At 69.9% G+C, this 11,515-nt stretch carries 10 protein-coding genes; 3 read left to right on the top strand and 7 right to left on the bottom strand.

Features of this window, described 5'->3' with window-relative positions; translation table 11 throughout:
• Positions 1–14: 14 nt before the first annotated feature.
• The 6 genes from AQJ46_RS59530 to AQJ46_RS44145 form a co-directional block, all read right to left on the bottom strand.
• Positions 15–2,417, bottom strand: coding sequence for an MFS transporter (locus AQJ46_RS59530; RefSeq protein ID WP_455770096.1), 2,403 nt, complete (start codon positions 2,415–2,417; stop codon positions 15–17).
• Positions 2,418–2,569: 152 nt separating this feature from the next.
• The gene (locus AQJ46_RS44125; RefSeq protein WP_059210997.1) at positions 2,570–3,052 is read right to left on the bottom strand and encodes a MarR family winged helix-turn-helix transcriptional regulator; all 483 of its coding nucleotides are present in this window, start codon (positions 3,050–3,052) and stop codon (positions 2,570–2,572) included.
• 61 nt (positions 3,053–3,113) lie between these two features.
• Entirely contained in the window at positions 3,114–4,271 is a 1,158-nt protein-coding gene (locus tag AQJ46_RS44130) for an oxygenase MpaB family protein (protein ID WP_059210998.1), read from the bottom strand.
• 88 nt (positions 4,272–4,359) lie between these two features.
• Entirely contained in the window at positions 4,360–5,415 is a 1,056-nt protein-coding gene (locus tag AQJ46_RS44135; RefSeq protein ID WP_059210999.1) for a polyprenyl synthetase family protein, read from the bottom strand.
• Positions 5,405–5,689 carry a hypothetical protein gene (locus tag AQJ46_RS44140; RefSeq protein ID WP_059211000.1) on the bottom strand — a complete coding sequence of 95 codons (285 nt, stop codon included), beginning with the start codon at positions 5,687–5,689 and terminating at the stop codon, positions 5,405–5,407. The genes AQJ46_RS44135 and AQJ46_RS44140 overlap by 11 nt, the downstream gene beginning before the upstream one ends.
• Before the next feature lie 156 nt (positions 5,690–5,845).
• Positions 5,846–6,592 carry an SDR family NAD(P)-dependent oxidoreductase gene (locus tag AQJ46_RS44145; RefSeq protein WP_059211001.1) on the bottom strand — a complete coding sequence of 249 codons (747 nt, stop codon included), beginning with the start codon at positions 6,590–6,592 and terminating at the stop codon, positions 5,846–5,848.
• Positions 6,593–6,923: 331 nt separating this feature from the next.
• Between AQJ46_RS44145 and AQJ46_RS44150 the strand changes: the two genes are divergently transcribed.
• Together AQJ46_RS44150 and AQJ46_RS44155 are read left to right on the top strand one after the other, a co-directional pair.
• Positions 6,924–8,633, top strand: coding sequence for an MFS transporter (locus AQJ46_RS44150; protein ID WP_063803928.1), 1,710 nt, complete (start codon positions 6,924–6,926; stop codon positions 8,631–8,633).
• Positions 8,634–8,761: 128 nt separating this feature from the next.
• On the top strand, positions 8,762–9,178 hold the full coding sequence (locus AQJ46_RS44155) for a nuclear transport factor 2 family protein (RefSeq protein WP_059211002.1): 417 nt from the start codon (positions 8,762–8,764) through the stop codon (positions 9,176–9,178).
• Between the two features lie 37 nt (positions 9,179–9,215).
• On the opposite strand, the gene AQJ46_RS44160 is transcribed toward AQJ46_RS44155, so the two are convergent.
• Positions 9,216–9,995, bottom strand: a complete 780-nt coding sequence (locus AQJ46_RS44160; RefSeq protein ID WP_059211003.1) for an IclR family transcriptional regulator — start codon at positions 9,993–9,995, stop codon at positions 9,216–9,218.
• A 147-nt stretch (positions 9,996–10,142) separates the two neighbouring features.
• On the opposite strand from AQJ46_RS44160, the gene AQJ46_RS44165 reads away from it, so the two are divergent.
• Positions 10,143–11,342 carry an FAD-dependent monooxygenase gene (locus AQJ46_RS44165; protein WP_059211004.1) on the top strand — a complete coding sequence of 400 codons (1,200 nt, stop codon included), beginning with the start codon at positions 10,143–10,145 and terminating at the stop codon, positions 11,340–11,342.
• The last annotated feature ends 173 nt before the right edge of the window (positions 11,343–11,515 follow it).

Consider the following 11,515-nt stretch of genomic DNA (forward strand, 5'->3'; position numbering starts at 1 on the left):
CGGCCCGGCGGGTGTCAGTCGCCCGGGTGGGAGAGCTCGATGTCGTGGCTTTCCACGCCCGAGCCGTACACGGTCACCTGGGTGGCCTTCGGCGGGTAGCCGCCCGCCGTGACCGTGTACTCGCCACCGTCCAGATCGGTGAAGGCGTAGCCACCGTCCTCGCCGGTGGTCGCGGTGGCCACCACGTTGCCGGCCGTGTCGATGAGCGTGACCCGCGCGTCGTTCAGCGGCCGGCCCGCGGCTTGGACCATGCCCCGTACATGCAGGCCGGGGGAGAGTTCGAGCTCGGTCCTGGTGACGCCCTGCGCGGCGATCTCGACGGGCAGCGCGATCGGCCGGTAGCCGGCCGCGGTCACCGCGAGGGTCAACTGGCCGGGCACCAGGACGCCGAAGCCGAAGGTGCCGTCAGTGTCGGAGAGCCCGGCGGCGAGCACATCGCCGCGCACGTCGGCCGCGACCACCATGGCGCCGGCGACCGGCTTCCCGAGGTCGGCCGACCTGACCGTGCCGAACAGGCCGCTGGTGCCGGAGAGCCGGATGTCGTAGGAGACCGGCTCGCCGCCGACCACGACCGTGGACGCCTGCGGCTGGTAGCCCTCGGCGGAGGCGATGAGCACGTAGCTTCCCGCGCCCGGCGCGTCCACCGCGTACGCACCGTCCGAATGGGCCACCATGCGGCCCACCTGCCGCCCGCCCAGCGAGATCAGGGTGATGACCGCCCGCGGCACGGGTGCCGACTCGGCGCCGATGACGCGCCCGCTGACCGCGACGCCGATGGAGGATCGGACGGCGGCCGGGCTCGGCACCTTCGCGTCGTGCTCGGTGTGCTCGGCGTTCTCCTGGGTCCCGTCCTCCCGGCCGCGGAGGCCGAACGCAGCCAAGGCGGCTCCCACGAGGGCGAGGATGCCGGTGACCAGGACGGCGGTGTGGACGCCGTTCATGAAGGCGGTGTGGCTGCCCTCCACCACGGCCGCCCGGAGCTGGGCGGGCATCGCGTCGGAGACCGGGGCGACACCCATCGCGACCGCGTCCTTCGCCTCCTCGAAGCGAGCGGCCGCCGAGTGGGGCACGCCGGCCTCGGTCAGTGAGTCCGTGAGCGTGGAGCCGACGCGGCTGCTGATGAGGGAGACGAGCACCGAGGTGCCGAGCGCGCCGCCGACCTGGAGCGAAGTGGCCTGCAGGCCACCCGCGATACCGCCGTCCTTGACGGGGGCGTTGCCGACGATCGCGTCGGAGGACGCGGCCATCACGATGCCGACGCCGAGACCGAGCGCGACGAACGGCGGCCACATGGCGGCGTACGAGGAGTCGGCGCTCCACGCGAGCATCGTGAAGGCGGCGCCGGCCTGGAGCACCATCCCGAGCGGCATGGTCAGGCGTGGGCCGAACTTCTCGGTGAGCTTCGCGCCGAGCGGCGAGGCCACCATGGAGGCGAGGCTGAGCGGCAGGGTGCGCACACCGGACTCGACGGGCGTGAAGCCGTGCACGTTCTGCAGGTACAGCATCACGAAGAAGATCGCGCCGAGCAGGACGAAGAAGTTCAGCGCGGTGACGAACACACCGATGGTCAGGGCCGGGTTGCGGAACAGCCGCATCGGCAGGAGAGGATGCGCGACGCGCGTCTCGTACCAGCCGAAGAGGACCAGGACGACGATACCGCCGACGATCGCGCCGAGTGTGCCGGCCGAAGTCCAGCCCCACGTCTCGCCCTTGACGACGCCGAAGACGACGGCGATCAGTCCGAGCGCGAGCAGCACCACGCCGGGCACGTCGAACTTCTCGCTCGCCGCCGCCTCGTTCCTGGACTGCGGCAGCACGACGAGACCGAAGACCAGGGCGATCACGCCGATGGGGGCGTTGATGTAGAAGACGGACTCCCAGTTGACATGCTGGACGAGCAGTCCGCCGACGATCGGGCCGAGCGCGGTGGCGACGGACGAGATCATGGCCCAGATGCCGACCGCCATGCCGAACTTCTTCGGCGGGAACACCGCACGCAGCAACGCCAGGGTGTTGGGCATGAGCATCGCGCCGAAGAGGCCCTGCAGGGCCCGGAAGGCGATGACACCTTCGACGGAGCCGGCGAGGCCTATCGCGACGGACGCGAGGGTGAATCCGACGACGCCGACGAGGTAGACCGTGCGGCGCCCGAAGCGGTCGCCGAGCTTGCCGCCGAGGATGAGGGCGGCGGCGAGGGCGAGCAGATAGGAGTTGGTGACCCACTGCAGTTCGGCGGTGGTGGCGTTGAGGTCGCGGGCGATCTCGGCGTTGGCGATCGAGACGACTGAGCCGTCGAGACCGACCATGAACAGGCCGAGCCCGACGGCGATCAGCGTCAGCCAGGGATTGGCGCGAAGACCACGCGGGTGGTGGTGGGATACGGGACTGGGCGCTGTGGAAACAGCGGTGACAGACATGTGTGAGCTGTGTCCTCGGGACGTGAGGCGCGCGGCTGGGGCGCGTGGACATGTGGGGGCGAGCTGTGAGGAGGGCTGCGCAGGGGCCGTCACACCCGGCCCTGCCGCAGCAGCGGCAAGGGCAGCAGGCGTATGGCGCCCGGACCGAACGGTCAGGCGGCGGAGTGGTCGCGCAGGCGCCGGGTGAGAGCCTCGAGGGCGCCGAGCGCCGAGCCGAGGGCGTCGCGGTCGCCGTCCGTGAGAGTCCGCAGCGCGGCCGCGAGCTGTCGCGCCGCGACGTCCTCGGCCTGGCGGATGCGTTGACGCGCCTTGGCGGTGACACGCAGGTGCGCGACGCGCTTGTCGGTGTCGTCCTGGTGCCGTTCCAGCAGGCCCGCCTCGGTGAGGCGGGTGACCAGGGCGCTGACGTTGTTCGGCATCATCCGCAGCGCGCCGGCAGCCTTGTGGACGGTCGCGCCGTCGTGCTCGGCGACGTACTGGAGCAGGGCCAACTGCCGCTCGGGGAGCCTGGGATACGGCAGTCGCCGGTCGATGCTCTGTTTGACGTACCGGTTCAGCGCGGGCAGGCACGCCACGAGGCCTGCGGCCACCTGGTCGACGCCCTGGCTCGGAGGAGCCTCACTGGTTCCGGTCACGACATCAAGTTACCTATGAAAAGAAACCTATGTCAAAATACTGAACTGGCGGGGCGGGGCGTCAGACAGTGCTGGCCGGTGGGGCCCACCGGCGGGTGCGGGGCACCGCGCCGGCGATGCCGTAGTCCTTCTTGAGCGTCTCGGGGATCGCATAGTGCATGACGCGTCCACGGGTGAGGGAGGACAGTTCGAGGACCGTGGTGAGGTGGCCGAGGCGGTCCAGGGCCCAGGCGCCGAGCGGGGAGCGGTCCTCGATCGTCTCCAGGACGCCGAGGAGGTGGGGCACGGCTTTGACGACGGTGTCCCACGAGGTGCGCGGCACGTGGAGCCAGTCGGCGCAGGTGTCGCCGATGAGGTGACGCATGAGCGCGGAGACGACGGGGTCGAAGAAGGTGCCGGGCACCACCTCCTCGTAGAGGGCGATCAGCTGTTCGGTCAGGTGGGCGCCTTCCTCGGAGGGGCCCATGTGCCGGACCATGTACAGGTCGAGGAACCGACGGGCCTCGTCCAGGGTTCGCGGTACGGCGTCCTGGTCGACGCCCAGCATGGCGCCGACGACGCGCCACGCGTAGTAGTACGCTTCCGCGCCCTCGGTCGACATGTGGATGCCGAGGCGGTGCAGACTGTCCAGGACGAGCAGGGAGAAGAACATCTGCCCGCCGATCATGTCCTCCTGGCAGATGGGCGTCCCGAGGGCCGCGGTGTCCCAGCTGTTCTCGCGGGTGAGGTGGTGGCGGATGGAGGCGTGCAGGAGGCGTACCTTCTGGGCGGCCGGGATGAAGCGGCTGCCGGCCTCGAACGCGTCGGGCTGCATCAGATGGACGGTGAACTGCCCGGTCTCCGCCATCCGTTTGGACGGGTACTTCAGGCCGTGACTGGCCGACAGCAGCTTTGCCACGTGCGGGACGACGTAGCAGGCGGGCATCGAGGCGAAGGACAGCGCGGTGGAGATGTGCACGTTGTTGTCGATGAAGAACAGCCGGGCCTTCTCCATCTCCGACCAGTCCACCCAGGACGGCGGAGTGCGGGTGGCTTCGAGGTACTCACGCGCGACGTCCGGCAGACCGTCCGGCAGGGGAGCGCCGGCGGTGGAGACGTATCGCATCAGGGTGTTGAACGTGCCCACCTCCCCGCGTGCGAACAGCTCGGCGACGGTGGCATCGGCGAGTTCGTCCCCGGTTCGCCGCAGGGCGTCCAGCGATGCGTCGGTGTAGGGCATGGCAGGTTCCTCGTCTTCCTTTGGAGCGTCCACGACAGGCGGGAGCGGCGGCTGCCGGGAGGGCAGGGCTCTCGCTGGATGCGAGCGGTCAGGACAGGCGTACCGCCGCGGAATGGGCCAGCGCGGTCAGTCCGCCGGCGGCGTGCGCAGGGAGATCCAGTGCGTGGAGGGCGCAGAGAGCCTCCTCGACCCGTGCCTCGATCATGCCCTCGATGCGGTCGGGTGCCCTCAGCCGGCGCATCACCTCGCGCACCGTGTCCAGCCCGGTCCCGTCCGGGTCGTCCCGGCCCAGCAGCGTGTGCAGCAACTCCCGCTCCGCGTCGTCGGCGAGACGCCATGTCTCCGCCAGCAGCGCGGTGGGCCGTCGGCCGCGCACATCGTCGGCATTGGCCTTGCCGGTGAGCTCGGGATCTCCGAACAGCCCGAGCAGGTCGTCCCGCAGCTGGAACGCCTCTCCCAGCGGCAGCCCGTACGCGGAGTAGCCCTCGCGCAGCCGCACGCCCGCGCCGGCCAGCGCACCACCGATCAACAGGGGCTGTTCGACGGTGTACTTGGCGGTCTTGTACCGGATCACCTTCAGTGACGCCTCGGTGTCCGGACCGGCACCGGTACGCAGGATCTCCAGACACTCGCCCGCGATCAGCTCACGGGCCATCACCGCCCACAACGGGCGGGCCCGGACGAGATACGCGGCGGGCAGACCACTGGCGGCGAACAACTGCCCGGCCAGCGCCATCAGCAGGTCTCCCACGAGCATCGCCAACGACCGCCCGGCGGCATCGGCGTCGGGACGATTCCCTACGGCCCCGCGCAGGGCGACGTGGGTCGTGGGCCGGCCGTGCCGCAGCGGGCTGTCGTCGATGAGGTCGTCGTGCACGACCGCGGCGGCATGCACCAGCTCCATCGAGGCAGCCGCCCGCACCAGCGCGTCGCTGTCCGGCTGCCCCACCGCCCGCCACCCCCAGTAGCAGAACGCCGCCCGCAGCCGCTTGCCGTGCGCGACCGCCGCCTCCAGTCTCTCGGCCACGGCACCGAGCATCGGATCGACCGCCGCGAACTCATCGGCCTCCCGCGCGACGAACCGCCGCAGCACCTCGTCCACGCGGGCCTTGAACAGGGTCGGCTCCCACCGCTCATACGCCACCGGCGGCCTTCCGGGCCAGGGCACGCTGGGCGAGGATCTCCAAGTGGGCCGGGGGCACGCCCGCATACCGGTCCAGCACCAGACGCCCACGCGCCACGAGTTCGCGCTCCGCCTCCCCGGCCAGCTCGGTGGCGTCCGACCGGCGCAACAGCCCCCGCACCGTCCCCAGGGCCGAACCCACTGTGCTCACCGCCAGATCGGCCAGTCCGGCAGCCAGCAGGAGTGCTTGGCTGTCGCTGTTCATGCCTCCGGGCGGTCCCGCTTCTCGCGTCACGCCGTCTCCCTCGTCCGTCGTACGGCCAGGCGACCCTGGGCACACACCGCCCGTCCGAGCATCGCGTCACGCAGGATGCGACCGTGGAAGAACTCACGATCGAGTGATCTCGTCGCTCTCCCGTGCGGATCCAGCGGTTCCCTCCGAAGAGACCCCTCAGCGGCGCGTGCTTCCGCCGTCCGCGACGACGATCTGCCCCGTGATGAACGCGGCGTCGTCAGAGGCGAGAAACGCCACGACGCCCGAGACGTCGGCCGGCATCTGCACACGCTTGATGTTCTGCATCCGCACGGTCTGCTCGAAGAAGAACTCGCTTGTGTTCTGCGCGGCCGTGGCCGTGCGGACCAGGCTCGCCGCGACGCCGTTGACGGTGATGTGGTGAGCGGCGAGGTTGGCGGCCAGGACAGAGGTGAGTCCGTTCAGCGCGCCCTTGGCGGAGACGTAGGAGACGAAGGGAGGCGGCGGAGTCCAGTAGCTCGACGACGTGATGTTGATGATCCGTCCCGCCCCGGACTCCTTCAGATCGGGCAGGAACGCCCTGGAGGCCAGGAAGGGGCCGTCCACGTTGACGGCGAAGGTGCGACGCCACTCGTCGAAGGTCACGTGATCGATATCGGCCGGCAGAACGACGGCTGCGTTGTTCACCAGGATGTCGGCGGCGCCGAGTTCACGTCGGACCCGGGCGGCGAACCCCTGTACCGCGTCCTCGTCCGAGACGTCGACCTCGTCGCTGAAGAACCGCTGACCGGTCTGCGTGACGAGGTTCCGCGTCTCGTCGGCCGGATCGATGTCCGCTACCGCGATGTCCGCGCCCTCCGCCGCGAGCCTGCGGGCGATCTCCTGCCCGATGCCCGTACTGCCCCCGGTCACGACGGCAGTCCTGCCCGTCAGCCTCCCAGTCATGAGTCACCACTCCTTCCGGGCGGCCACGCCAAGGCCGTCCTGCACGGATGGTGCGCTGGGAGACCGCGGATCAGCGGCGGCTTGTTCGTCTAATGAACATGAGCGTTGAGCGTGACGGGGGTCGTTCCTACCTTGACGCTGCTCGGCGGGTCGGCCACCGCGCCGAGCGTCCTGAATCAGGTCCGGTGGAAGGGCGGCGCGGAGGCACTCCGCAAGGCTCAGGGGCGGCACGGCAGCGGTGTTGCCGGGATGACCGCGACAAAAGCACCCACAGCAGGGTCCGGCAGCGGACGCCGGTCCCACAGCAGCGCTTCACGCCAAGGAGTCGTCCATGGTTCAGATCGATTCACCCAAGGCGGTAGAGGGAGAGGGTGGCAGATACACCCTGACCTCGGGCACCCTGGCCGCGGTGGTTCTCGCCGTGTGCCTCGCGCAGATGGCCCTTGCCGTCCCCTCGCTCATCAACGGGCTGATCCAGCAGGATCTCGCGCCGTCCTCGGCCCAACTGACCTGGATCACCGACGCCTTCATGCTTCCCGTGGCCGCGCTGGAGCTGGGCTTCGGTGTGTTCGGTGACCTGTTCGGGCGTAAGCGTCTGCTCGTGGGGGGCGCCGCGCTCATCGCGGTCGGCTCGACCCTCGCGGTCCTGGTGCCTGGTTCGGGATACTCGACCGACACCCGGGTGTCGTTGTTGATCCTCGCTCAGCTTCTCAGCGGCATCGGGGCCGCGGCCATCTTCCCGACGAGCCTCGCCATGGTGGCGGCCGGCACGCACACCACCGCCACCCGCGCGCGTGGCGTGGCGATCTGGGCCGCCGCGCTGTCGATCGGCGGCTTCCTCGGACCGCTGCTGGCAGGCCTCTCCACCAAGATCCACAGCGGCTGGGCCGGGAACGCGAACTGGCGCTGGGCCTACGTCGGTGTCCTCGTCATCGCCGCGGTGAGCGCGCTCCTGTCGCTGGCCGTCGCCCGCAACTCCTCCTCGCCCGAGGGCCGGTCCCTCGACTGGCCTGGGCAGATCACCTCCGCACTCGGCCTGTTCGCTCTGCTCTACGCCGTGATCCAGGGCTCCGAGAGCGGCTGGGCGAGCCCGCAGATCGTCATCGCGTTCCTCGCCGCAGCCGTGCTCCTCGGGCTGTTCGTCTTCGTGGAGAACCGCGCGGACGCGCCCCTCCTTCTCCTGAGCGTGTTCAAGAACCGGGCGTTCGCCGTGAACTCGGTGGTCACCGTGATCGGGATGTTCGGCTTCCTCGCCATCATGTACTCGACCAGTATCCGCCTCACCATCATCCAGGGAATCAGCCCGCTGAAGGCCTCCGTCGCCTACCTCTTCTTCGGAGGCATCGGCCTCGTGCAGCTGCCCCTCACCTCCAAGCTGCTCGAGCGGTACAACCCCCGATGGGTCCTCTTCAGTGGCCTGACCCTCATCGGCGCCAGTGGGCTGTGGTTCGCCGCCATTCCGACCAGCAACCGGGCACTGTCCTCCATCTTCGGGCCGCTGATCCTCGCCGGCGTCGGCTCGGCATTGGCCTTCGCCGCCATCAGCGCGGTCGCGGTCAACACGTTGCCCAACCACCTCGCCGGCATGGCAAGCGGTGCCACGAGCACGTTCCGGGACCTCGGGTTCGCGCTCGGCCCCGCGATCATGGGGGCTGTCGCACTGAGCCAGGCCGCCAAGGAGATCTCCCGCAACCTGGCGGACAATCCGACCCTGAGCAAGGCCTACGCGGCTTTCCAGGCCGCTCCGGCCCATGCTCCCGCGGATCAGAAGCCGCAGTTGGAGGCGGCGGTGCACGCCGTGGGCTCGGGGCCGCTCGGCGCCAACTCGGTGCCGGGCAGCATCACTTCGCCGGACGGTCACGTCATCCCCTTCAACCCGCTCAAGGACGTCGCTTTCCACGCCCTCAGCAGCAGCTACTCCCTGGCGTTCGTCCTCGGTGGCGTGGCCGCTCTGGTGGCGGCGGCGCTCACCCTCGTGGGCGGGCACGGTGGCGTGGACCAGGTGCACCTCGACGACGACCCGCACACCCTCGACGGCTGACCGCCCGACGAGCACGCCGGCGCCGGGACAACCGGAGCGCTCGCCGCGACTCCCCGAAAGCGGTAGTCGCGGCGGGTTGTGGCGTACAAGAGAACGATCAACCGACACACTCGGACAGGAGGCGCACCATGACCACGACACACCCGGGGACGAGCAGGAACGACGTCCGGACACCGGCCACGGTCGCCGAGGCGGAGGCCGAGTGGCTCGTCGCGATCACGAAGGGAGACGAGGAACAGCGTGAACTCATGCTTCCCGACTGCGTGATCGTCCACGGCCCGGTCGGGAACGTCCATGAACGGGAGCGCTTCCTCGGCTGCAACGCGTCCATGGGACCCACCGTCGAGGCGGAGACCAGCGGGGTGACCTGCCGGGTGCGGGGCGGACGGGCCATCGCGACGTGCTTCCAGAAGATGCGCATCCGGCGCCTGCCCGACCTGCCGCCCTTCCTGGTTCAGGCCGTGGCCACCCGGGTGTGGCTCTCGACCGACGAGGGCTGGCGCCTCGGCCACATGCAGCTCTCCCGGCGGCGACCGTCGGCATGACGCGCATGACGTGCCGGTTTCCTCGCCCCGCGAGAGGTCACGAGGTGCGAATGGGGATGCCCGGCCTCCAGCCGAGACTCCTGGACAACCCCAGTCCGCTCGCGACCAGCGAGGGAACGGCCGCCTGCAGTTTGATCGAGCCCGCGGCCACCACGACGGAGAGGGCCGCGACGACTTTGCCGCGGCCGTCGACGATGCGCGTCGCGACCGACTCGGCCCCTTCGCTCAGCTCTTCCTTGACGACCACCGTTCCGGTCGAGCGACAGGACGCCAGCTGGCCACGGAGTTCGGCCGGGTCCACGATCGTTCTGGGCGTGAAGCGTCGCAGTCTTCCGGCCAACACCTCATCGATGAACGCCGGACTGCTGTGGCTCAGCAGTACCTTGCCGACGCCCGAGCAGTGCAGGGGCAGCTGGCCGCCGACCTGTGAGGTCAGACCGACGGCGTTGACGGCCGACAAGCGCTCGATGATCACGGCCTGGTCGCCCTGGAGGACGGCCAGCTGCACATGCTGGCGAAGAGCCGTGTACAGGTCCTCCACGAACGGCTGCGCGGCGCTGCGCAGCGTCTCGGCGCGTGGTGCGAGCGTCCCGAGGCGCCACAGCGGCAGGCCGATCGCGAAGCGGTTGTCGCTGGTGCGCTCCAGCGCGCCCGCCTCCACGAGTTCCAGCGTCAGACGTCTGGCGGTGGCGTGCGGCATGCCGGTGCGCCGGACCAGGTCGGCGAGGGTCAGCTCGGTGTTGTTGGGGTCGAAGGCGAACAGCAGATCCCAGAGTCGGGAGCTGACAGTGCGTCCTGGCTCGTTCGCGCGAGGCATGGGCCTCTCCTTCATCCGGTGCGGCGCAGGTGACTCTACCTTCTATGTTCGTTGGATGGATGAAGGTGTTCTTTCAGTGCGCATGTTGCCGGACGCTTGCAGGCAGCCAGTCACCACCTCGCCAGAGGTCAACGGGAGTGAAAGAGCATGATGACTAGGGAAGCAGGCCCCAGGATCGCGATCCTCGGTGGCGGCATCGGAGGCCTCGCTGCCGCGGCCTTCCTCCGCGACAAGGGCTTCCACAGTGACGTCTACGAGCAGGCCGCAGCCCTCACCGAGGTCGGTGCCGGTCTGGTGATCGCCCCCAACGCCGCCCGCCTGATCCGGCGTCTCGGCGTGCTGGACCGGTTCATCGAGCGCGCGGTGCAGATGGAGATCGGCTGGGAGTTCCGGCGCTGGGAGGACGGCACCGTCCTCTCCGCGGAGAACCTCCAGGACGGGTGCAAACGCCTGTACGGCGAGCACACCTACACCGCCCACCGTGCCGATCTGCTGAATGCCTTGAGGTCGGCCGTCCCCGAGGACTCGCTCCACCTCGGCAGGCGCTGCGTCTCGGTCGAGTTCGAAGGCGACCAGGCGGTGCTGCGGTTCGAGGACGGCGACACAGTTCGCCCGGACATCCTCATCGGTGCCGACGGAGTCCACTCACGCGTGCGAAGCGCGATCGTCGGGCCGACTCGGACCAGGGAGTCGGGCATCTGCGCCTTCCGGGCCCTCGTACCGGCGCGCAAGGCACCCGAATTCGCCAGGCGGCGCGCCCAGACCCTCTGGATCGGCCCCGACCACCACCTCGTGCACTACCCGGTCTCCGGCGGGGACTATGTCAACCTCGTCGCCTTCGCACCGGCGGGTGCCAACAGTGTCGAGTCGTGGACGGCCACCGCGACGGTCCGGGAACTGCTCGACGAGTTCGACGGCTGGGATCCGCGTCTGGTGGAGCTGATCAGGTCGGCCGACACGCCGGGACGCTGGGCGTTGCTCGACCGCGAGCCCCTCGACCACTGGAACCGCGGCAACGCGACCCTGCTGGGTGACGCGGCCCACCCGATGTTCCCGTTCTTCGCCCAGGGCGCTGCCCAGGCGATCGAGGACGGCGCGGTCCTGGCCCTCTGTCTCGCGGAGGACCCGGACAGCCCGTTGGCGGCGCTGGGACGCTACGAAGAACTCCGGCGACGCCGCACAGCGCGCTTGCAGGAGGTGTCGCACGGACGGTCCCACATCAACCACCTCCCGGACGGCCCTGAGCAGCAGGCGCGCGACCTGGCGTACTCGCAGGCGGACCCCCTCAGGGCCAACGGCTGGATCTACGAGTACGACCCCGAGATCGCCGTCTCGGCCTCGGTGTGAATCAGCCCCGACGCTCCCGCCCGGCGGGCCCGGTCGACGGGTCTCGACCTTCCCCTGCCGAACAAGGCGTTGACCATCCAACGAACACGGCCATTGTCGTCCCCCGGGCCACACCCGAGACTCCGGTACGGACGGCCCGTGACATGGCCCTGTTCCCCATGACCACTGTCGAA

This window comes from Streptomyces canus, from assembly GCF_001514145.1.
Classification (GTDB): domain Bacteria; phylum Actinomycetota; class Actinomycetes; order Streptomycetales; family Streptomycetaceae; genus Streptomyces; species Streptomyces canus.